At 44.2% G+C, this 23,126-nt stretch carries 18 protein-coding genes; 8 read left to right on the forward strand and 10 right to left on the reverse strand.

Going from position 1 to position 23,126, the window contains the following annotated elements; translation table 11 throughout:
* Positions 1 to 939: 939 nt before the first annotated feature.
* Both gshA and F6K53_RS30100 read right to left on the reverse strand, forming a co-directional pair.
* The gene (gshA, locus tag F6K53_RS30095; protein WP_293083210.1) at positions 940 to 2,091 is read right to left on the reverse strand and encodes a glutamate--cysteine ligase; all 1,152 of its coding nucleotides are present in this window, start codon (positions 2,089 to 2,091) and stop codon (positions 940 to 942) included.
* Between the two features lie 135 nt (positions 2,092 to 2,226).
* The gene (locus F6K53_RS30100) at positions 2,227 to 3,144 is read right to left on the reverse strand and encodes a histone deacetylase (RefSeq protein ID WP_293070893.1); all 918 of its coding nucleotides are present in this window, start codon (positions 3,142 to 3,144) and stop codon (positions 2,227 to 2,229) included.
* A gap of 70 nt (positions 3,145 to 3,214) precedes the next feature.
* Here F6K53_RS30100 and F6K53_RS30105 point away from each other — a divergent pair, with 70 nt between their 5' ends.
* Entirely contained in the window at positions 3,215 to 3,628 is a 414-nt protein-coding gene (locus tag F6K53_RS30105; protein WP_293035690.1) for a peptide chain release factor 1, read from the forward strand.
* Between the two features lie 442 nt (positions 3,629 to 4,070).
* On the opposite strand, the gene F6K53_RS30110 is transcribed toward F6K53_RS30105, so the two are convergent.
* Positions 4,071 to 6,506: a tetratricopeptide repeat protein gene (locus tag F6K53_RS30110; protein ID WP_293070891.1), complete on the reverse strand. Its 2,436-nt coding sequence runs from the start codon at positions 6,504 to 6,506 to the stop codon at positions 4,071 to 4,073.
* Between the two features lie 558 nt (positions 6,507 to 7,064).
* Between F6K53_RS30110 and F6K53_RS30115 the strand changes: the two genes are divergently transcribed.
* Complete coding sequence (locus F6K53_RS30115) at positions 7,065 to 7,319, forward strand: hypothetical protein (protein ID WP_293070889.1); 255 nt, start codon at positions 7,065 to 7,067, stop codon at positions 7,317 to 7,319.
* 700 nt (positions 7,320 to 8,019) lie between these two features.
* On the opposite strand, the gene ctpB is transcribed toward F6K53_RS30115, so the two are convergent.
* From ctpB to F6K53_RS30135, 4 genes are all read right to left on the reverse strand, one after another.
* Positions 8,020 to 9,342 carry a carboxyl-terminal processing protease CtpB gene (gene ctpB, locus F6K53_RS30120; RefSeq protein ID WP_293027786.1) on the reverse strand — a complete coding sequence of 441 codons (1,323 nt, stop codon included), beginning with the start codon at positions 9,340 to 9,342 and terminating at the stop codon, positions 8,020 to 8,022.
* A 789-nt stretch (positions 9,343 to 10,131) separates the two neighbouring features.
* On the reverse strand, positions 10,132 to 10,407 hold the full coding sequence (locus F6K53_RS30125) for a MoaD/ThiS family protein (protein WP_293027789.1): 276 nt from the start codon (positions 10,405 to 10,407) through the stop codon (positions 10,132 to 10,134).
* A 235-nt stretch (positions 10,408 to 10,642) separates the two neighbouring features.
* Positions 10,643 to 11,947 carry a threonine synthase gene (gene thrC, locus F6K53_RS30130; protein WP_293027792.1) on the reverse strand — a complete coding sequence of 435 codons (1,305 nt, stop codon included), beginning with the start codon at positions 11,945 to 11,947 and terminating at the stop codon, positions 10,643 to 10,645.
* Between the two features lie 157 nt (positions 11,948 to 12,104).
* The gene (locus F6K53_RS30135) at positions 12,105 to 12,311 is read right to left on the reverse strand and encodes a hypothetical protein (protein WP_293027795.1); all 207 of its coding nucleotides are present in this window, start codon (positions 12,309 to 12,311) and stop codon (positions 12,105 to 12,107) included.
* Between the two features lie 32 nt (positions 12,312 to 12,343).
* On the opposite strand from F6K53_RS30135, the gene ggt reads away from it, so the two are divergent.
* The 3 genes from ggt to F6K53_RS30150 all read left to right on the forward strand — a co-directional run bounded on the left by ggt (position 12,344) and on the right by F6K53_RS30150 (position 16,213).
* Complete coding sequence (gene ggt / locus F6K53_RS30140) at positions 12,344 to 14,086, forward strand: gamma-glutamyltransferase (protein ID WP_293070886.1); 1,743 nt, start codon at positions 12,344 to 12,346, stop codon at positions 14,084 to 14,086.
* 128 nt (positions 14,087 to 14,214) lie between these two features.
* Positions 14,215 to 15,138: a hypothetical protein gene (locus F6K53_RS30145; protein ID WP_293027804.1), complete on the forward strand. Its 924-nt coding sequence runs from the start codon at positions 14,215 to 14,217 to the stop codon at positions 15,136 to 15,138.
* Positions 15,131 to 16,213, forward strand: a complete 1,083-nt coding sequence (locus F6K53_RS30150; protein WP_293027808.1) for a pentapeptide repeat-containing protein — start codon at positions 15,131 to 15,133, stop codon at positions 16,211 to 16,213. The genes F6K53_RS30145 and F6K53_RS30150 overlap by 8 nt, the downstream gene beginning before the upstream one ends.
* Before the next feature lie 205 nt (positions 16,214 to 16,418).
* Here the strand turns inward: F6K53_RS30150 and F6K53_RS30155 are convergent, their stop codons facing one another.
* Positions 16,419 to 16,727: a hypothetical protein gene (locus F6K53_RS30155; RefSeq protein WP_293070885.1), complete on the reverse strand. Its 309-nt coding sequence runs from the start codon at positions 16,725 to 16,727 to the stop codon at positions 16,419 to 16,421.
* A gap of 486 nt (positions 16,728 to 17,213) precedes the next feature.
* Entirely contained in the window at positions 17,214 to 17,381 is a 168-nt protein-coding gene (locus tag F6K53_RS30160) for a hypothetical protein (protein WP_293027818.1), read from the reverse strand.
* Positions 17,382 to 17,491: 110 nt separating this feature from the next.
* Here F6K53_RS30160 and F6K53_RS30165 point away from each other — a divergent pair, with 110 nt between their 5' ends.
* Positions 17,492 to 17,677: a hypothetical protein gene (locus tag F6K53_RS30165; RefSeq protein WP_070392097.1), complete on the forward strand. Its 186-nt coding sequence runs from the start codon at positions 17,492 to 17,494 to the stop codon at positions 17,675 to 17,677.
* Positions 17,674 to 17,937: a hypothetical protein gene (locus F6K53_RS30170; RefSeq protein WP_293070882.1), complete on the forward strand. Its 264-nt coding sequence runs from the start codon at positions 17,674 to 17,676 to the stop codon at positions 17,935 to 17,937. The genes F6K53_RS30165 and F6K53_RS30170 overlap by 4 nt, the downstream gene beginning before the upstream one ends.
* Before the next feature lie 46 nt (positions 17,938 to 17,983).
* Here F6K53_RS30170 and F6K53_RS30175 read toward each other — a convergent pair whose 3' ends face one another.
* The gene (locus tag F6K53_RS30175; RefSeq protein WP_293070880.1) at positions 17,984 to 22,159 is read right to left on the reverse strand and encodes a caspase family protein; all 4,176 of its coding nucleotides are present in this window, start codon (positions 22,157 to 22,159) and stop codon (positions 17,984 to 17,986) included.
* Between the two features lie 107 nt (positions 22,160 to 22,266).
* Between F6K53_RS30175 and F6K53_RS30180 the strand changes: the two genes are divergently transcribed.
* A complete protein-coding gene (locus F6K53_RS30180; RefSeq protein WP_293018146.1) occupies positions 22,267 to 22,725 on the forward strand; it encodes a hypothetical protein in 459 nt (152 codons plus the stop codon).
* Positions 22,726 to 23,126: the final 401 nt, after the last annotated feature.

Raw genomic sequence — 23,126 nt, forward strand, 5'->3', positions numbered from 1 at the left:
CTTCATGGCAAAAAGAAAACCAAGCAGAAGGCTTGAAGTAAGGCTTGAGCCGGATGATGGGTAACTGTCAAGTCCGGTTCTTAGGGGAGGGGAGTAGAGTAATCTACAAACCTTACCCGACTTCACGCACGGTTCTGGAGCGGAGGTGCCCTGGATAATACCAGGCATCGACCGTAATTACCACCTTCCTTGACAGTGTCGGGGATGTAGTACTCAGCTTATCTGACTCCGCAGACGTAATAAACGTCCAGGATGTCACGATTTGTCCGGGTTAAAAGTATCAGTGTCAAGAAACCCTTAACACGTTTGACCGTGATCTATATTCATACCAAATCTGGGTCTAAAACCCCTGATTAAAAAACCAATAGGCGATCGCCTATTGGTTTTTTAAGTGGTCACAAGTAGCTTGAACGCTTGACTGAGTGTGGGGTGTGGGGTGTGGGGTGTGGGCGAAGGGGTGTCAGGAAAGATTTATTTGAATGAGTTCAAGGGATTGAGGTTCGAGGAGCATTCGATATAGATCTTAGGTCATAGTACTATAGGCATAGCTAAGGTCTCTAGTTTTGTATGTATTTCAGATTACCTCTACCTAGTGATATAGATCACATATGTTTTTCTTATATTAGTTTTTGTTGAACCATATATTAAATATTCTTATATTTCAAACCATTTCACCTGGCAAAAAAATTATTCAATTAAGGCGGTTTTCTTTACAAAAACTATAAAAACTTTATAAAAATTCATAAAAAATGGCCTCGTAATCAGAGGGTAGGGCGAATGAGGATTTGCCCTACCCTCGTAGTTACAAGTTTAATTGTTTAAGTTGAATTTAATAACAAAGGCGTTGCTTAATAATGGAATGATTTTAAGAGTTTTTAGGTGCGGGCAGGATGCCCACTCTACTCCTATTCATTCGAAGACTGACGCAACGCCAGGAAGTTAGGCTATCAGGGACTGGCACAATTGATCTTCTAGTAGCGATTCTTGCTCAGCCATGGATTGAATGGCTTGAATCATCACTTGGCGAGGATTAAAACCCACTCCATGAAGTTGTAACCATTGCGAAGCGGTGTTTCCTTCCCGTAGAATTTTCTGAACCGGTGAGAGGAAGCAACTAAAACCCTGTTTTTTGGCTACCGGCCAAACCTCTTGATAAAGTTCCTCAATCCAATCTCTTGCCAGAATTAGTCTGCCATCCTGCCAATGCCTCAGTTGGGCATCCAAACTGGATTTAGCCGCAGCCACTTCATTGGCATCTGTGAGGGCAATCAAGTCAGCGGAACGGTTGTTGGCAGGTATTGTACTTATCTCCAGGGGGTCAAGGCTGGGATCATCAATCAGTTGGATCAGGCGTGCTTCCAATAGTGCCATAACCGATAACAGGGCAATGGGATCGACCATTAAATCACAGATTCTCAGCTCTAGGCGGTTGAGATCATAGGGGCGTCGGTTGCCATTGGGGCGCACAGAGGTCCACAGATGACGGACATTAAACATGGTACCAGCAGCGAGTTGCTGTTCAGTCCACTGGATAAAGTGACGATGGCTTTCAAATAAAGGAACATCAGAGGGAGTTTTGGGAAACATTCCCCAGCGGGTGGAGTGATAGCCAGTGGTTTTACCGTCCAGAAAGGGGGAAGATGCACTCAGGGCTAGATACAGTGGAGCTTCCATTCGCACTAGACGACAAGCTCTCATCAGGATTTCTGGGTCAGAGATGCCCACATTGATATGGATGCTGGCAGTGACAACTTTAGTGCCGTAGGTGGTCTCAATGTAGGAATGGTAAGGATTATTGGGGTCAGAGCGGTAAAAGCGATCGCTTCCACCTAAGGACAGGGTACTGCCGGGAATCACAGTATAGTTACCCAAGCTTTTTAAATACTGTCGCAGCTGCTGTCGAGGACGCACTAAGGCACATAAGAGACGGTCATAGCAACATAAAGGAGCAGTGGTGTATTCTACATTGCGCTGATCTGGCTCTCGGACAAATCCGTCGAGGGATGCAACAATCTGATCGGAAAAACCGACAATATCCCCTTCGGGAGTGCCGGTATACATTTCTACTTCAAAGCCTTTGGATAGCAGCACAGTTTTTTCTAATGGGGAATGGTAAATTGGGAATCGGGTGTAGCGTTGGCCGTAGCTCTAGGGAGTTTATCTACCTTATCTAGCTATCAATCCTATCAATAACGACCAAAGAATTCCTCTGTCTTTAGTTTGCCATTAAAGCTTAAACTGGCGATAGACCTTGAGAGCAGCACGGTAAAGTAAAGAGTGGCGATAGATCAGGGCATCGAAATCATTTCCGTAGCCACCACCAATAACACTAGCGACTGGGATGCCCGCTGCTACACAGGTACTCAACACTTGGATATCCCGACGGTAGATTCCTGTGTCGGTCAAGGCTAATTTGCCCAAGTGGTCTTCTACATGGGGGTCAACTCCAGCATCGTAGAGGACTAAATTGGGTTTGAATCCTGAGAGTAAGTCCGGAAGATACTTGGCTAGAGTTTGTAGATAGGCATCATCATCTATTCCCTCTGGTAGGGGAACGTCTAAGTCACTTTTTTGTTTCTTGCTAGGGAAATTGACTTCACAGTGCATGGAAAAGGTGAAGACACTGTGGTCGTTTTGGAAGATAAAGGCGGTACCGTCTCCTTGGTGGACATCTAGGTCAACAATTAAAATTTTCTGAACTAGTCCCAGTTGTTGGAGGACACGGGATGCGATCGCTAAATCATTAAAGATACAAAACCCTGAGCCATAATTGGGAAAAGCATGATGGGTACCACCAGCAGTATTGAAGGCTAACCCTTGACTCAGGGCGAGTTTAGCGGTGAGAATCGTGCCACCTACGGCAGTACAAGTTCGCTTTACTAACGCTGGACTCCAAGGTAAGCCAATGCGTCGCACAGCTTTCGGGTCAAGGGTACCTTGACAGTAAGCTTGAACATAGGCGGGGGTGTGAACCAGGTGGAGCCAATCGAGTGGGGGAAGGTCTGGAGTGTGGAATTGTTGAGGAGTGGCAATGCCTTCTTGTAGCAGTAGTTGGTAGAGTTTCCCAAATTTAGGCATGGGAAAGCGATGCCCGTCTGGCAGAGGTGCGACATAGTCCTGGTGATAGACGATTGGCAAGTTCATGATCAGACAGGGTTTTCCAGCTCGCTACACTTTTTTTTATAATCATCAACCAAGTCAAAGGAAGCATAGCATGAATGACCCTTGGAATACTTTTAAGCAACAGCCTTGGCTACCTCTGTCGAAAGTAGCTGCTTTGACCACTGTGCTGGTAGTTGCTCTAGAGAACTTATTGATATGGGTCTTGACTCAATCAGAAACTTTCCGTCTGCTACTATTTTCTAGACCCCTAGCAATCATCTGGTTTATGGCTGCGGCTATAGGAGTTGGGGTGTTAGGAGTTTATATTTGTGAACGTTGGCAGTCCCAGGTATTCCTGAAGACCTCTAGTCTCTGGGCTTTAGTGTTGTGCCTTATCGTCGGTTTATTGCTCAAGTCCCAACTTCCCATCCCTTTTGGGTTAGTTGGGTTTTCCATGAATGCTGTGATTGGAGTAATCCTAGGGGTCTTTTGGAAAGGTCGTCCTTACTGGCGTTATTGGAATTAGTTGGAAATTTAGAATTTAGAATTTAGAATTTAGAATTTAGAATGGAGAATTTAGAGGTTGTCTGAGAAGTATCATTTGCTACATCAAAGCCCCCTAAATCCCCCAATTTTGGGGGACTTTTAGCCGCAAATTGATTCTTGTTCCCCCCAGAATTGGGGGGCTAGGGGGGCAAAATTCAGTATCAAAAAACTTTTCAGATATCCTCTTAGAATGAATAATTTATAGCAACCGAATTATAGTTTAGGACAAAGTATTTTGTTTGAAAGGGAGCAGAAATATTATGTGTTAAGCTTTACTACGACTGCTATACCTTCTATCTTAGATCTTCTACCTTCTATCTTAGAAATTTTGCATTGTACCTTGTTATTGTCAATTCTCAATTCTTAATTCTTAATTCTTAATTCTTAATTCTTAATTCTTAATTCTACATTCTATATACTGATTACTGTGACAAGTTATAGCGCAAACTTTCTAGATTATTACGACAGTTTATAGTATTAGGATTATTTGACCCTAACTTCTGTTCTGCAATCTCCAAAGCCTGGAAAAAGAGGGGTTCCGCTTCATGGTAACGCCCCTGAGCTTTGTAGAGATTTGCCAGGTTGTTGAGACTACTGGCTACATCATAATGGTCTTCACCCAGCAGCTGCTTATACATGTCCAAAGCCTGGACAAAGAGGGGTTCGGCTTCATGGTAACGCCCCTGAGCTTGGTAGAGATTTGCCAGGTAGGTTAGACTAGTGGCTACATCGCGATGTTCTTCTCCCAGGCGGCTTCTGGTTATCTCTAAACATTTCTCATACCAGGGTTCAGCCTGATCATAGGTACCTTGACCCTCAGAGAATCTTCCTAAGCCAGTAAAGGGCTCTATTAAATCTTCATCCCTGAGCCAGTCAGTTAAGACTGTGGCAACTTCTGCTAAATGAGGGATGGCCGGGCTAACTGCTGAAATCTGATCGCGAGTTGGTGTATAAGAAATTTCTTTTGCCACAGCCACAATTGTTTGACAAAAGCTTTCCTTATAGGAGTCGGCCTCTGGTAATTGAGCCAGCTTGGTCAGGAAAAATTCTCGAATTAGTGGATGGAGTTGATAGGTTTGCTGTTCAGTCAGTTGCAACAGATTACGATTGATCAAAGAGCGATTGGCCGTAGGCCACGCTACGCGATCGCGTAATTCTTCCAAGTCTTCTTGTGCTTCTTCCCAGTCATCCTCATCTTCAGTTTCGATAACACACTTCTCTACCAGTGACCACTCAAAAGGAGCTTGAGCAAACAGACTCAGACGACATCCCAACTGCTGGGCTTCTGGACAATCTTTCAAATCTTCCCAAGATAACTCAAAGGCTGCTGCTACTCCCAACTGGGCTGTCATTTCCCCTTCTTCTGTGGGATCAAGTAATGCCTTAGCTGCTAATTTCTTTTTCTCTAAACGTTTCTGAACTTTAGCAATGGTTAAGGTCGGATGTAGATCTAAATATCGTCCGACTAACTCCAAACCCAAAGGCAAATACCCCAACCATTTACATAACGCTTCTGCTTCGGTTAGTTCTTTCTCAATGCGCTCTTTTCCAACAAGCTTACGTAATAATTCTAATGCTGCCTCTGGGGATAGTACATCCAAGTCAATTCGTCGGTAAGAAGCCCCTGGACGCTGACGACTGGTGACCAGTACTTTGAACCGGGATTCAGCTGGAGGTAAATAGGGTTTAATTGTTTGTTGGTAGTCATTGCTGAAAGAAGCGACATCATCCAGCACGATCAATACTGTTCCTTCTGGCCAATGTCTCCAGCAGTATCTTACCTGCTCGTTGAACTCTAGTTCATCTGGAATAGTTAATCCTAATTCCGTACGCCCAAAACTAACAATTTGATTCCCCAGATCTAGCCCGCGCACTGGAAACCAGCACCTACCACCAGGGTAGTTATCCTGATAACTTAGAGCATATTGTAGAGCTAATTCGGTTTTGCCCACACCGCCCATTCCGGCAATGGCACAAATTGCTAATCGATCGGTCTGTTGAAGTTCCTGATGGAGCTGCTCAAGTTGATCGTCTCTACCCACAAAGTAGGGAGTGCCACGATTAGCAATGTTAGTGGGAGAATTTAATTTTTTTTTTCTTCCCGGTGCAATCGGTATAGTTAACTTTGCCAGAATTTCAAACGCAAAGGCACTGGCATTCTGTGCAGCTATTTCTTGCCAACCAGCAGCATCGGCTTCACTCTTGCTATCGATTAAATCAGAAATACCACGAATAATCAGTGCCGATACCTGGTGATTAGCATGAGCAGCTTGAAGCAAACCACTTCCTTCCATTTCCACTGCTACTGCATCACCATAGTTCTTCTGCAATAACTTAAAAGTACTGGAGTTCTTTGAAGCAACTACTTTTTCCCCAGCGGCGATCGGTGCGACTAAAACCCTAGGGGAGTCAACCGTAGAGTCAACAGATGTTAGTCTTTCTAACCAATCTGATTTTTTGGCTTCTGCTCTCGCTCGTTGAATCAGCTTATAGGATGCTTCTCCTACATCTGGTCTAGGTTCAAATTCTAGTGTGATTTTGCCAGATTCATAACCATATACTTTGGTAGCAGCTACCACATCACCGAGTTTGACATCTTTAATGCCTCCAGCTACTCCTACAAACAGAACAACATCAGGATCGAAGTAAGCGATCGCTCTTTCTGTTTCCATTGCTGCTCTGGTATTTCCTGGACCAATCTCAACAATTCCTACTTCCCAGGACTTACCATTATCTGAAAACTGTCCTAGTTCATAAACTGTCCCTTGTTCATGTTCTTCCTCTTGAAGATTGCTCAAATGAGCCTTAACAGCAATGTATTCAACAGGAATAGCGGTTAATATAACTGCCCGGTTCATAAATCTTTGCTAGTTAACGTCAGTCAGATGTAAGCAACTAATCATTACCTGGCTGTGATCTCAGGTTTTTTCCAAACTTGTTGAATCAGTTAAAAAATATAGTTAACTATATTGTATTATTTTTATGTCCATAAAATTCAATCTTGATTTAGTCTAACAAAAAAAATACAGGGAGTCGGGTAAAAAAATATCATAATTCATTTTATATACCTAAAACAACTTATCGGATATAGTTGATTTTTTTATTTCCTGTTTCCAAGGCTATCAGTAAATTAAATCCACAAAAAAAAGGAACGCTAACATTTTTACTATGTATCCCGTTTGCGATTATAACTTATACTTGATGGTGCGTTACGGGGCGGGCTATCCCAATAGTAGCTACAAAGTTAAAAGGCGAGCCAGCCCCTAACGCACCCTACGCACTAAATTCTTAATTCTACATTCTTAATTCTACATTTTCTTCGAATTACTCCTCAAAAAAAAATCCTACAAACCCTTGACAATTAAATTCATAATAGTTATGATTATATTTGTAAGCTTCAAGAGCAATTTTGAATTATGCCTGACAACTTTCGCCCAGATCCACAAAACAATCCTGAGGATATCAATCCTAGTAATACTCCTCAGGAACCTTCCCAAAAAAAATACCCCATTAAGCACATTTTGAAGGGGTCTCGCCGGGCAATAAACAACACCATGCATACCCTTTATGCACGGGGTTACGCCGAAATCTCCGAGTGGAGCCCCCTTCAGCCGACTGGAATTCCTGGCGAATTCATCACCATGATGACCAAGTATTTAAATTTAGGTTAAACTATTAAATTATAGGGGGGGTAACCCCCCTGGCCAAAGTATCAGTTTTGTTCACGTAGCGTGACCTTTGGTCAATCCTATGGGATCATTTCTGGATTGGTTTAGAAAGTTGAGGCATAACTAAAAAATCCTAGCCGTGGAAGGTTTTCTGCGGCTATTTTTTTTTGTTTAAGGTTAGAAGGTTAGAAGGTTGAAGGTTAGAAGGTTGAAGGTTAGAAGGTTTAAGGTTATTAAAGGTTGAAGGTTAGAAGGTTTAAGGTTAGAAGGTTTAAGGTTATTAAAGGTTGAAGGTTAGAAGGTTTAAGGTTAAAGGTTATGATATCGAAATTAGCGTTAATAACAATATCTGGTATTTCTCCATTTTTCCATTTCCCGATTTTCCCACACTTCCCTCTGTTTGCCTTTCTCTGGTGGGATTAGTGAGAGTATTGAATACGTACGAAATAAGTACTAGTTGATAAACAACTGTCTTGATCGAGTCACTGATATCATCTAAAGAATGAAGAATGTAGAATGTAGAATGTAGAATGTAGAATGTAGAATGTAGAATGTAGAATGTAGAAGGAACTCAATTCTCAATTCTCAATTCTCAATTCTCAATTCTCAATTCTCAATTCTCAATTCTTAATTCTCAATTCTCAATTCTCAATTCTCAATTCTTAATTCTTAATTCTTCATTCTCAATTCTTAATTCTTAATTCTACCAGACCCTACCTGAGTTTATGGGTTGACTTAGGGTTTCAGCCTGAGAGGGAGTAGTTGATTTTAAAACTGCGATCGCTTTTCCGTATTGAGGATCCTTGCTAGTGCCACGCCATCCCGGTTGACGAGATAGCTGTTGCCGTTGCTCAAGGGTCAACTCTTGGCGAATATCGGGCACAATTCCTTTTAAACTAATATCTTCACCACTGGGTAGGTAGTAACGAGAGACAGTCACCGTTAAACCTGAACCATCGGATAAGGCATGGACAGACTGGACAGCGGCTTTACCAAAGGTCCGAGAACCGATAACAGTAGCGCGTTTGTTATCTTTGAGAGCACCAGTTAGAATCTCACTAGCACTAGCCGAGTTACCATCCACTAGAATCGCTAAGGGCAGATTGGTCAAGGCCGTTCGATTAGCGGTGTATGCCTGTTTACCACCGATCCGGTCTATAGTGCTAACAATTTCTCCCTCTTGCATCCACATCCGGGCAATTTCAATACTCGAAAAAAGCAATCCGCCTGGATTTCCCCGCAGATCTAGGACATAAGCATTCACCTTCTGCTGATTTAGGTTCCTAATTGCCCGTTGCATTTGTTCAGCTGCATGGGAACTAAATTCATTTAAGCTAATATAACCCACTCGCAGATTCCCTTCTTGCTTGACGCTGTAACGAACAGAGGGGATTTCTATCTGAGCTCGGGTTAGTTGTATCTCAAAGATTCCCTGTCCTGGTCGAGCAATCCGCAAAGTCACTGATGTTCCCACTTTACCCCGGATTAGTCCCGACGCATCTTCGAGACTTAACCCTTTCGTAGATTTGCTATCTACAGCTAAAATCCTATCCCCAGCTTTAATACCTGCCTTAAACGCTGGGGAATTTTCAATCGGTTCAATGATCAACGGGGTCTCGGTCTGCTTTTCTATTTCCATGCGAATACCTACACCAGACAGTTCACCAACGGTTTGGTTTGTCAAGGCTTGGAACTTTTCTGGCTCTAAAAAGCGGGTGTAGGGGTCTTCTAAGGTTTTTAGGGCTTTCCGAATCGCTTTATAGGCTTCTTCCTTTGAAGCGTAGCTTCTGCTGAGGAGTTCGTGCCTAGTCGCTTGCCAGTCAACTTGGTTAAAGGTGTTATCGACATATTCCCGATTTACAGTTTGCCAAACTTCATCAACAATTGTTTTGGGGCTATCCTGAAATGCTACAACCACAGAGCTACCATTAATCGGTGTTGCCCAAGACCAAACTGCTGTGGTTGCGATCGCTCCAGTGAAAAGAACACGTTTGAGTCGGGGGAAGTTTTTCAGGGATTGTCTCATGGATATAAGGCGGCAAACTACTTAATTACTTAATCTATTTAGTGTTTTATAAATTCAACCATTATTGAGGTTTTTGTTAACCAGCTCTAGGATTGCCCATGGCTATGAGCTACTGAGACTACCTAGCTATTACTACTAATCCTACTGATGATAATAACGAAAAAAAATTATTTTATAGTTTTAGTTTCTGATCTGATATACTAAAGGAATATTCGTCTGTCGGCTAATACCGCGAACTTACTCACCAAGTTTTACTCACCAAGTTTCACTCACCAAGTTTCACTCACTAAGTTTCACTCACTAAGTTTCACTCACCAAGTTTCACTCACCAAGTTTTAGTCACTAAGTTACTCTAGAGGCTATAGTTTTTAATATACGATTTAATAATATAATTTTAATATACTGAAATCCAGCAACTATAGCAGACTGCCGTTGTGCCAGTTACAGAACTGAACTGCTGTGGGGACACAGACTGCCATCGCGGCAGCAAAATATTCACTGATTTAGAGCCCAGCTCAGGTTCCCCGATCAGGAGTCAAGCGCACCGAGGGAGTCGCGAGTCGGGATGCAGCGCAGACCTAAGGGGGTTAATCCCATTAGCGGCTGCATCACTATTGCCTATTGCTAGCATGCCTATTGTCTTGAAAGGATAAGCAATATTGCTCAAAGGTTACTGAAAATTACTCTATCTTTTAAGCAGTAAGCTATAAGCCATTCCCGTAGCGTGGCCAAAAGACCAAGGCGAATGGCCAACTGCTGAGTGCTGAGTGCTGAGTGCTGAGTATCTGTCTAACCACCAGCAACAGCTGTGACAATACTCACTTCATCCCCATTGTTGAGTTTTGTTTCTGTATTGTCCAACAAGCGGATATCTTCCCCGTTCACGTAGAGATTCAAAAATCGACGGGGTTTACCCTGCTCATCGCACAGTCGTTGTTTAATGCCAGGACAATTACTTTCCAGGGATTCGATCAGTTCAGAAACATTCGTTCCCTCGCATTCTACTGTTGCTTGCTCTTGGGTATATTTTTGTAAAGGAGTAGGAATTAAAACTTTTACAGCCATAATCAATATCTTGCTTTGAATTCTCAATTTTGAAGGTTGAATGGTAAGCCATCAGCTATCAGCAATCAGCTATCAGCTATCAGTTATCAGCTATCAGTTATCAGCTTATGGGTTATCACAGGCTAGAAGCCTGTGCCACGCTACTAGATCGATGCTTTTGAATAAAATCAGATGATAGCTGACTGCTGATTGCTGACTGCTGACTGCTGACTGCTGATTGCTGACTGCTGACTGCTTAAACTAAAACTTGCTGCCATTCCAGACGGTCTAGGGTGTTAGCCCGCTCTAATGCTTGCTCGAAATTGTCTAGTTTTGGTTCAATTACCAAAGGTTCACCCACATAACCTTGAACTGCTTCTTGGGTCTTCAAGCCATTACCAGTGATGTAGGCTACTGTAGTTTCATCGGGGTCAATTTTACCAGCTTCTACCAACTTCTTGAGTACAGCAATTGTAGTACCTCCTGCAGTTTCTGTGAAGATTCCTTCGGTTTCTGCTAGCAACTTCATCCCTTCGATAACTTCTGCATCAGTCACGGATTCAATGTTTCCGTTAGTTTTCTTAGCTATTTCTAAAGCGTAGATGCCGTCGGCTGGGTTTCCAATCGCAATAGATTTAGCAATAGTGTTCGGCTTGACTGGAGTAATAAAGTCCCGTCCTTCTTTGAAAGCTTGAGCGATCGGGGAGCAACCTTCTGCTTGAGCACCACTGAAGCGCACTGATTTATCTTCTACTAGACCGACTTTGATGAATTCTTGGAAGCCTTTGTAGATTTTGGTGTATAGGGAACCTGATGCCAAGGGAGCAACAATATGATCCGGTAGTTGCCAACCTAGTTGTTCAGCGACTTCAAAGCCCAGAGTTTTAGAGCCTTCTGAGTAGTAGGGACGTAGGTTAATGTTCACAAATCCCCAACCGTGGGTGTTGGCTACTTCACAACAGAGGCGGTTGACTTGGTCGTAGTTGCCTTTGACTGCCATTAATGTGGGGTTGTAAATCAGAGTGCCCATCACTTTACCCGCTTCCAGGTCAGCAGGGATAAACACGCAGCAGTCGAGTCCAGCATGAGCTGCGATCGCAGCAGTAGAATTCGCTAAGTTTCCAGTACTAGCACAGGATACCGTTGAGAAGCCTAACTCCCGTGCTCTACTTAGAGCTACTGATACCACCCGGTCTTTGAAGCTCAGGGTGGGCATGTTGACGGCATCATTTTTAATGTAGAGATTTTTTAACCCTAAGCGTCTAGCCAAGCGAGTCGATTTCACTAAGGGAGTCATTCCCGTACCAACATCAATATAGTTATCAGTGGCAAGGGGTAAGAAAGAACGATAGCGCCAGATCGATTTCGGACCTGCCTCAATGCTCTGCCGGGTTACATGGCTTCTGAGGGTACCGTAGTCATATTTTACTTCCAACGGACCAAAGCATTCCTCACAAACGTGCATTGCCTTGGGCTCATACTCCGCACCACACTCTTTACACTTCAATTTGGTAAATGCGGTAGATGCCTGGGTTTTGGGAGTAATTGTGGCTTGGCTCATGGGTATATCTCTAATTACGCTCTCTAATTACGTTCCGTCAAGACTTGATTAAAAGTAACATACCTCAAAATGTCCGTCAACCATACCCGACTTTTTTAGTCGGGATTAATTGCACCCCTTAAAGACTCATCATTAAGCAGTCAAAATTACTGTCAAGTTAAGTACAAACTTTTGGTGCGATTAGTGATATATGGCTGTGTGTAGGGAACAGGGAACAGGGAATAGGCAAGAGGCAAGAGGCAACAGACAAAAGTAATCCCCCCGACTCCCGACTCCCGATTCCCGATTCCCGATTCCCGACTCCCGACTCCCTAGTAGCGCTGGTGGAAACCGTTATAGTATCTTTCCGAAAGCCGAAAATCATTTCCAATCCCTAAATAGTCCCTCAACTATCCCATGGGCAAGATAGCTAGAAAATATAAATTCATCATCACTTGTCTGACTACTCTAATTTTCATTAGTGCTGGCAGCGCCTCTGCTCAAGACACAGTTATCTTTAGCAGAAAAGATATCTTTCATCCCGTTATCGCTAACAACGGTATGGTTTCCTCTCAAGAACGCTATGCCTCAGAAGCTGGTTTAGCCGTTTTAAAAGAAGGTGGCAATGCTGTTGATGCTGCGGTAACCATTGGGTTTACCCTAGCGGTAACCTTACCGCGAGCTGGGAATCTCGGTGGCGGTGGCTTTATGCTCTTACATCTGGCCAAGGATAACCAAACCATTGCTATTGATTATCGGGAGAAAGCACCAATCGCTGCTACTCGTGATATGTTCCTGGATAATAATGGTGAGGTTGACCCAGAAAAGTCTCGATACAGTTATTTATCTGTAGGTGTTCCTGGTACCGTAGCTGGGTTAACCATGGCACTGGAAAAATACGGCACTATTTCCTTAGAACGGGCATTACAACCAGCTATTAAATTAGCAGAAAAAGGGTTCCCAGTTTCTGAAGATTTGTTCCGCTCTCTGAGATACTCTCAGCAGCGAATGCAGGCTTCTGAGGCGAGTATGGCTATTTTTTATAAGCCAGGGGGCGTGCCTTATCAGGTAGGGGAAATCTTGATACAAAAGGATTTAGCCCGTAGTTTAAAGCTGATTGCTAAATATGGGGCTAAAGCTTTTTATGATGGTGCGATCGCATCGGCTATCGTAGCAGACATGGAAGCCAATGGTGGTCTGATTACCAAAGAGGATTTAGCGACCTATAAACCCGTGATTCGAGAGCCGATTCGGGGCACTTATCGGGGCTATGAGATTTATTCTATGCCACCTCCAAGCTCTGGGGGTATCCATCTGGTGCAGATGTTGAATACCTTAGAAGCATTTCCGATTCGGAAACTGGGACATAATACTGCCCAAACCATTCATTTAATGACGGAAAGTATGAAGTTAGCTTATGCTGACCGTTCTAAGTTTTTAGGAGATCCTGACTTTGTGCCCGTTCCGATTGCTGAATTAACCTCTAAAACCTATGGTGAAAGCATCCGTCAACGGATTAATCCCTATCAAGCAACTCCCAGTTCAGAAATTGCCCCTGGTAATCCTACTCAACGGGTAGAAAGCAATGATACCACCCATTATTCAGTGATGGATAAGTATGGCAATGCTGTTGCTAATACCTATACTTTAAACTTCAGCTATGGCAGTAAAATTACAGTACCGGGAACGGGTATTCTCCTCAACAATGAAATGGATGATTTTTCAGCTAAGCCAGGAGTCCCTAATGCTTTTGGGTTAACTGGAGCAGAATTCAATGCTATAGCACCGGAAAAAAGAATGCTGAGTTCTATGACCCCAACAATTGTGCTCAAAGATGGTAACCCTTATCTAGTCACTGGCAGTCCCGGGGGGAGTAGGATTATTACCACCGTTTTGCAATTGATTATGAATGTAATTGATCACCAGCTCAATATTGCTACAGCTACTAATGCCATTCGGGTACATCATCAATGGTTACCGGATCAACTTTTTATAGAACAGGGTTTGAATGGTGATACAATCCAGTTATTGAAGTATAAAGGATATAAGATTTCGGTGGCTAATGCTATGGGGAGTACCCAGAGTATTATGTACATTAACAATTCATTTGAAGGTGCATCTGATCCTCGCCGACCTGGTGCCTTAACCTTAGGTTATTAACATAGCATTTACTTTAGCAATCCGTGTAGGAATTGTGGGAGTTTTGGATCGTAAATTCCCTACTCCCGTCTTGATGCAAAGCGCGAGTGGGGGAAACCACGCCAGTTGCTCATGGGGGGAACCCCCGCATGAAGGCACTGGCTCCCCAAGACCGCGCTGCATCGCTACTCCCTACTCCCTACTCCCTACTCCCTACTCCCTATTCCCTATTCCCTATTCCCTGTTCCCTTTGCTATTACATGCCTCCACCTGAGCCTAAGAATAAATGCCTAGATTGCTTAGGGATGAAATTGGAAGGAACGCTGATTCCGCCAAATAAACAAAAACGTAAGTTTTGGCAAAAACCCTCTAAAATCCCGCAGATTCATTTATACCTAACCATCCAATTTAAGCAACAGTGGGAACAGTTGCTCGAAGGTCGTGTTAAATTTGGACTCAAAGGTGGAGTACTGCGTCTTCATCTCCAAAATGGTAATATCCCCTATGAATTCCGTGACCTTGGTGGTTATCTTCAACTGGTAACAGTAGGTAATCAACAGTCATCATGGCCTAGTTGTGATATCAACCAGCGTCCAACAGATCCTAATGGCAACAGGGAAAAAGGGGGAGGTGTTGTTACTCCAGAAGCTACCCAATCGCAATCCCACGAGACATCCCAACTAGAATATCAACCAGAATTCTACGAGACATCCCAACTGCAATCCTACGAGACATCCCACGAGACTGACCAAGTTTCCTGGTGCCACATTACCAATCAAGTTTCGGCAGAAAATCCTGCCTGGATTTTTGAAGAAGAGAAGGGGAATGGTGTTTTATTTGGTTCCCTGAATCGGGTAAAGCTAGCAACTGTCAATGTCACTGCTTTACCCTGTTGTATCCAAGCAATCTTTGAAGTATCCCAGCGGGATATTTGTGTAACTGAAGTTGAGGGGTTGTGGTCCTCAAACCTTACCCGCAATAAAACCGTTGTGCTAAACAGACTGATTGTGGAACATTTGTTGGTAACTAGACTTAAGCCCTATCTGTCTCGAGTGGAATTGCAATATGGGTGAGGAAAAATCTCAACCGATTCTGCTAAGCCTGATCAAGCGGGTTTTAGTGGCAGAAACAGACAATCTTGAGCAGTTGACCGCAATGGTTGGGCTGAATCTGGCTGATGACTTCACTGCAGCTGACTTAAGTTACACTGACCTCAGCCAAGCTAGGTTGATGGCAGCGGATTTCAGAGGAACGGATTTCCGGGGGGCTAACCTCCAAGGTGCCAACTTATGTAATGCTGACTTGAGGGGGGCTGATTTCAGTCGTGCGAATCTAAGCATGAGCCACTTCAGGAGTGCTAATCTCCAGGGGGTAAGCCTTGGTGGTGCTGACCTGAGGGGGATACGATTAGATGGGGCTAATGTCAGGGATGGTGATCTCAGTGGTGCTGACTTGAGGGGAGCTGACGTCAGGAAAACTGACCTGACTGGTGTCAATCTTAGCGAGGCTAAATTGGGAGGTGCTTACCTCCAGGGGGCTAAACTCAGGGGGGCTAATCTGGGTAGTGCGATTTTGAGCAGAGCTAACCTTCAGGGCACTAACTTCATCCGTGCCCACCTGGGGGGGGCTGATTTGAGGTGTGTTGATTTATCTTATGCTAACTTGAGCCGTGCTGAGCTTAGTGAAGCTAATCTCAAAGGTGCGAAACTGAGGGGAACTAATCTCAAAGGTGCTGATTTAAGTTTAGCAGATATGACCCAAGTCTGCCTGATTCGTGCTAATTTGAGTTATGTCCATCTGATTCGTGCCAAGCTACGCAAAGCTGAGCTGATTCGTACTGACTTAAGTCACAGTGATCTCAGGGGAGTTGATCTTCAGGGAGCTGACTTGAGTTTGGCTATCTTTGAAAATGCTGACCTTAGGAGTGCTAATCTCAGAAGTGCGAAGATGAATCTTACCGAGTTACATGGTGCCAATCTCAGGGGGGCTGATTTTAGTGATGCTGACATTAGGGGGGCAAAAGTTAAAGGGGCTAGGTTCGCTAAAAATAGAGGTATTTCTAATCAGATGAGACGGGTTTTGATGCGGTTAGGGGCAATTTTTGAAGATGATGACCGCGATAGCTCTATAGTAATTATTCCTCGTTAAGTTACGGAGTATCTGTCGGTAAATTGTAGCGCTGGGGGCAGGGAATCGGGAATCGGGAATCGGGAATCGGGAATCGGGAAAAAGTTATGAAAAAACTTTTTATATAAGTTTTAGCAATTCCTCTTGATGCAGTAGCGAGTAGGGTGCGTTAGGCTTGGCCTTAACGCACCCACAAGATCTATTACAAGACCGCGATCGCATTTCTTCAAGCAACGTTATCCCCTGAGGTACGTAAGGGAATTAGAGGCAGCAGGGGAGACAGGGGAATCAGAGACACCTTTGAGGTTTCAGTCTTGGCAGGCTCGGGTGCTTGGAAAGGTTGCTCAAATTGCTCAAACTGCATTTCGGACACTGGTTGCTGTAACAATTTTTCTAATGCAATTTGCGGTTGGACTTCAGCAATATCTTCTTCGAGGATTTGATTGAGCTTAATTTTGTCTTCTATTTCCAGAGTAGTAATTGCTTCGACAAGAGATTCGAAAGGAATTAGCATTTTGACAGCAGCTTGTATCATATTTTACCTTCCGGGATTATGTTTATATGATTACTTAAGTTACTATAGTAGCCCCAATTTACCTCTGTGGTAACTCCAGTTTATGTTTATTAACATAAAATTCCAAGTCAGAATTTTAACTGTTGACTATTTTACAAAAATGTGTTTAATCCAGCCATAAAATTTTACCAGCTATGGTTATTGTCAACAGATCAGGACATAGGATTAAAATGAGCAAAAATGTAGTTAAACATACTATTAAGCATGGAAAACTACTTTTCTCTGGCTTACTAAGCAGGGATTCTAGGATGTCTGTATAATTACTCTAATAAAAATCTCCCGATCTCCCCATCCTCACAGGGGTAGGTTGTTTACATTTAGGTCGGGAGTCGGGAGTCGGGAGTCGGGAGTCGGGAGTCGGGAAAAGCAGGAAATGGGGAGAATTATCCCGGAAATTATTGTGTATTTTGATACGAATTTTGAGGAATTTCTACGTAATCAAAGTACCTACTCGCCCCTTTGTAAAAAACCTACCCTTGTGAAATCTGCCCACACTTCCCACACTTCCCACACTTCCCACACTTCCCACACTTCCCGCGCCCCTGCCCCATCTCCCCATCTCCCCATCTCCCCATCTCCCCATCTCCCCATCTCCCCATCTCCCCATCTCCCCATCTCCCCATCTCCCCACACTTCCCACAGGTTTATTATGGGTATTCAACCGGACGAATAATCAAGATTTGGCAGTAAAATCACCAACATCTCTATTACTTCGGTCGGGTGTGATGGAACCAACAGAAGCACAATATCTAATTCTCAATGCTTTGGATACCTTAGGATTACTAGAAAATACTGTTTATGACCAAGACAATGGCATTTGGTACATCAGCACTGCTAGCCTTCTTCTGCCCTTTGCTATGCTTTTACCAAATGGTGAAATTACCCCGATTACACCTGTAGCCGAATTATGAAGCCCTTAAGTGAATTACAACAACAGCAATATCAACGAATGGTAGAACTCTCCACTCTGGCTCGTCAGCGATATCTGGACTCCGGAGGAGATCCAAACCGAGCCTCAGGGAGTCTACACAATGAAAATTATATGACTGCGGAAGAACAGCAGGAATTCTTGATATTAGCTAGGGCACTTTCTGGGATTTATACTAATAATGGTTATGTTTACTGTCAAGGGCGCTCTTGGAAATTACCGGAAGTGTTGAATCAGGACTAAAGTGGAGTGTGGGTAAAACCTACCCCTGCTCCCTACTCCCTGCTCCCTATTTTCTTCCCTGCTCCCTGCTCCCTTTAATACGACAAATTTCCCATAATTCTGTTTCATCTTCATGAGTGACAAGGTAATCATGGAGCCAGTTACAACTCTGTGTCACTAAATCATCTAAATCGAAATTCCATAAAATTACCGTTTTGTCACCACTAGCAGAAGCAATAGTCTTGCCATCTGGGCTAAAGGCCACGCTATTGACAGGTGCGCTATGTCCAGTGAGGGTGTGCAGTAGTTTTCCTTCCAGATTCCACAGTTTCACAGTCCTGTCATGACTACCAGAAGCGATAGTCTGGCCATCTGGGCTAAAGGCCACGCTATAGACAGATGCGCTATGGCCTTTGAGGGTGTGCAGGGGTTGGCCTTGGTGATTCCACAGTTTCACCGTCTTGTCCCAACTACCAGAAGCGATAGTCTGGCCATCATCGCTAAAGGCCACGCTAATGACAGGCTTGCTATGCCCTTTGAGGGTGTGCAGGAGTTTGCCTTCTCGATTCCAGAGTTTGACGGTTTTGTCCAAACTAGCAGAAGCGATAGTCTGGCCATCATCGCTAAAGGCTACGCTAATGACAGATTCTTTATGGCCTTTGAGGGTGTGCAGTTCTTTGCCTTGGAGATTCCACAGTTTCACTGTCTTGTCCCCACTAGCAGAAGCGATAGTCTGGCCATCATCGCTAAAGGCCACGCTAATGACAGGCTTGCTATGCCCTTTGAGGGTGTGCAGTTCTTTGCCTTGATGATTCCAAAGTTTCACGGTGTTGTCGCTACTACCAGAAGCGATAGTCTGGCCATCATCGCTAAAGGCCACGCTAGTGACACGTTTGCTATGGCCTTTGAGGGTGTGCAGTTCTTTGCCTTGGAGATTCCACAGTTTCACGGTGTTGTCATCACTAGCAGTAGCGATAGTCTGGCCGTCTCGGCTAAAGGTAACGCTATAGACAGATGCGCTATGGCCAGTGAGGGTGTGGAGTGGTTTGCTTTCTAGATTCCACAGTTTCACAGTGTTGTCATCACTAGCAGAAGCGATAGTCTGGCCATCTCGGCTAAAGGCCACGCTATAGACAAGTGCCCTATGTCCGGTGAGGGTGTGCAGTTCTTTGCCTTGGAGATTCCACAGTTTCACCGTCTTGTCGAAACTACCAGAAGCGATAGTCTGGCCGTCTCGGCTAAAGGCCACGCTATGGACAGATGCGCTATGTCCAGTGAGGATTTGGAGTAGTTTGCTTTCTAGATTCCACAGTTTCACCGTCTTGTCCCTACTACCAGAAGCGATAGTCTGGCCATCTGGGCTAAAGGCTACGCTATAGACATATTTACTATGTTCATTGAGGGTGTGCAGTTTTTTGCCTTGGTGATTCCACAGTTTCACCCTGTTGTCCCTACTACCAGAAGCGATAGTCTGGCCATCTGGGCTAAAGGCCACACTAGTGACAAAGTTGCTATGGCCTTTGAGGGTGTGCAGTTCCTGGCCCTCTAGATTCCACAGTTTTACCGTGTTGTCTCTACTACCAGAAGCGATAGTTTGGCCATCATCGCTAAAGGCCACGCTAGTGACACGTTTGCTATGGCCTTTGAGGGTGTGCAGTTCTTTGCCTTGGAGATTCCACAGTTTCACTGTCTTGTCATCACTACCAGTAGCGATAGTCTGGCCATCTGGGCTAAAGGTAACGCTATAGACAGATGCGCTATGGCCTTTGAGGGTGTGCAGGGGTTGGCCTTGGAGATTCCACAGTTTCACGGTGTTGTCTGCACTAGCAGTAGCGATAGTCTGGCCGTCTCGGCTAAAGGCCACGCTCCATACAAGTTCGCTATGTTCGTCTAGGCTATTAAATTCTTTCACTCCATAGAGAGATTGCCGTAAACTAGCGATCACTCTAACTCTAGTATCACCTTTTACCCAATACGCCTTGTTGAGTTTTCTTACTGCCCTTAAACTCTCTTTTAGAGCATCAAAGGGTTGCTCTAAGGTAAACAAGAGTTCTGAAGATTGACTCAGGAGTTCGATTTCACCTCGTCTTGCCTCTCTCGCCTGTTTACTAGACTGTAACCCAAAAGCTGTCGAAACAACTGTCCCCAATACCAACACACCAATAAACGCTCCCGCCACTAACCGGCGGTTACGGGTGATTTGCTTGTGTTTCTGACCGCTTACCTGAATATACTCCTCAGCCAGCCCATTCAACATGCCCAACTTACCATACTCGTTTAAATACTCTTGGGCTTCTACTAACCTCCCCCCAAGCAACAGTAAACCAACATCATCACGCTTCTTTCCCTTCTGCTGCCATTCAAGGGCTGCCGCTTCCAGCTTGCGTTCGATCACCATTGTCTCTGTATAAGTCTGCTTCCACTCCACCAACTTTCCCCAGTGGCCAATCAAGGCTTCATGAACCACATCCAAAACCACATCCTGGGAATTTTCCTCATGGCTTCTAGTAATCAAGCGGTTGTCTGAACTGGCTAACTTCTGGCTAACAGCATCGAGCAGTTCTAAACTGTGGTGAGAATTGACTAACTCCCCCAGGCGTATTCGTCTACGGGTATCGAGAGTATCTCCCACTTGAGTTAATTCCAACAACAAACGCCTAGCCACATTTTGTTCTTCCGGTGATAGACTATCAAATACCTGATTGGCTCTCTTTTCGAGAGTTCCCTCAATTCCCCCTAACTGTTGATAAGTCTTTAAGCGTAAAAACGTTTCCTGCTGATGTCTTGACTGTTTCCATAATTCCGTCAGAGTATATTGGAGCAGGGGCAGGCTGCCTGGATAATCTTCGACATCGTTAATCAGTTGCTGTTTTAATCTGCCCTCAATTCCCAATCCTACTAATTCCGCCGGTTTAGCGATCGCTTCTTCAATTTCCTCACGGTTCAAGTGGTCTACATTGATGTAAGGTTTATTAATCTTTTCAACAAATTGAGCATACTCTCGCAACCGCCCCCGAAAGTCAGAGCGCATAGCAATTAAAACAATTAGATTGTTGGTATTCTCGATTAATTCAATCAAACTGTTAAAGAATTCCTGGCGTTGGTCAGGTTGACTCATGGTGAAGCACTCTTCAAACTGGTCAATAATCATGACCACCGGAGTAACACTAGAATTCTCTGACTGCTTCTGCTCGCCCTCCCCCTTTTCCAGCACCTCCTGTAACCTTTGCTTTGGTGCTTCACCAGGAGTAAAAGGTTCCAGATAATACCAGCGATCGCTTCCAACAATTACCTGCCCTAACTTCAGTTGATACAATAATCCAGCCCTAACTAAGGAAGACTTGCCACTACCGGAAGCCCCTAAAACTAACAGCAGACGGTCTTTTGTTTTAACTCGTTCAATTAACTGCTGGGTCAACTTAGAGCGACCGTGAAACACCAGAGCATCCTCTACTTTCGCCGTAAAATAAGACAGAGACCGATAGGGGCACTTATCCTGAAAGCTGGATTTCGTAAACTTGGTAGTGAGTAGAATAGCTTGGTTTGAGTTAGCGATTAAAGGACGTTGAGAAGTCATTGACATCCGCTTCTCAATAAACTCTGCCAAATTATGACTATTTACAATACCATCCGGGTGATTTTCCGGATTCAACCCTGCCAGTAACGCCTTGGTAAATACTCCTTGTTCATGGCTTATCTCTACTCCCGGTTCAAAGGAACGAGTAGCAGTAATTAAGCAGTAAGCTTTATCGGTTGGGATAAAGTTTAGTAACTCGCCACTGTAGCAACAATCTAACCAAATCACTACCTGTTTGACTGAGCTAGTTGCGATTTGCTCACCCAACTCCCGTAGAGAATAGCCATAAATTCCAACATCAGGGAAGGCATCACTAGTGACTAAGAAAACTTCCTCAATACCATCCACCTCTTGTCTACAGCCATGGCCTGAAAAGAAAAATAAGGCGGTTTCTGGGGCTTGGTTGGGAGCGGGAGGATTAAACAGATTAGCGACTGCTGACCTTAATTCCTCTAATTTTACTATGCCTCTGCTCGATAGTTCCTCTGGTTCTTTTTGAGTCAATCCAAGGGGTAAGTCCTGAATCCGAAACGGTTCATAGCCATAGTGATCTAATTGTTGAGCGACATTTTCCCCATCTAATGCCGCAACGGTCAGGTCGTTAAAGTTGGTGTATTCTGGATAACGGTTAATCCCAACGATTAGGGCTTCCCATTCCGGTGTCATTGGAGCGAGGTTCTGAATTTTTATTAGGTTAACATACTATCGCAATTTCGAGCACTCGGCTGATCCTTCGTGTATAAAGATAGTGATTGAAGTAGTGGCAGTGGCTGATGAATACTAACAAAACCCTATTAGCTTTTTTACTTGCTCTGACTGATTTAGACACACCCTTGAGTCAAGCTGAGACTAAGAGCATCAAAGAAATTGGCGATCAACTCGATGCCCAACCTCTGGCCTGGGAGAGGTATACCAAACCCAAGTTACTAGAGATGATTGCAGCTAATCCTGAGTTAAATCAACGTTACCAAATTTACTCTACCCAACTTATTAACACTAGGGTCGATATTCCCCTAGAGTATCTACCAACAGAAGCGGAAATCCAGCAATTCGATACCACTAGTAGTGTCTGGGTCATCAAAGGATATAAACCTAAGTCATCACCTACAGGCTATGACCAACACATTAATAATATTGTGATTGTCGTCAGTCGTACAGAACAGCCAGAAGCAGCTGTGAAACAATTACCCTTGGAAAAACTGAAACAGTTTTTAGGGACTTCTAAAAAGTAAAGTACCCAATTTGGAAGATGGGGAGATGGGGAAATGGGGAGATGGGGAGATGGGGAGATGGGGAGATGGGGAGATGGGGAGATGGGGAGATGGGGAGATGGGGAGATGGGGAGATGGGGGAATAAAATTGAATGTAGCTCGTAAGTAGGATCAACGCTATACTCAGAAATTGGCGTTGGGTCAGTCTTCGAATGAATACAGAGTAGAGTGGGCATCCTGCCCGCCCGAAAATAACCATGAAACTGGCAAGATGCCAGTTCCACGCCTGATGCATTAACTGGCAAGATGCCAGTTCCACGCCTGATGCCCATTCCACAGGATTTTTAGCCTGTTCCCTGTTACCTGTTCCCTGCTCCCTACTCCCTACTCCCTACTCCCTGCTTCCTAAAATAATAATTTGT

Origin of the sequence: Moorena sp. SIO4A1, assembly GCF_010672065.1 — a bacterium.
Lineage (GTDB): Bacteria > Cyanobacteriota > Cyanobacteriia > Cyanobacteriales > Coleofasciculaceae > Moorena.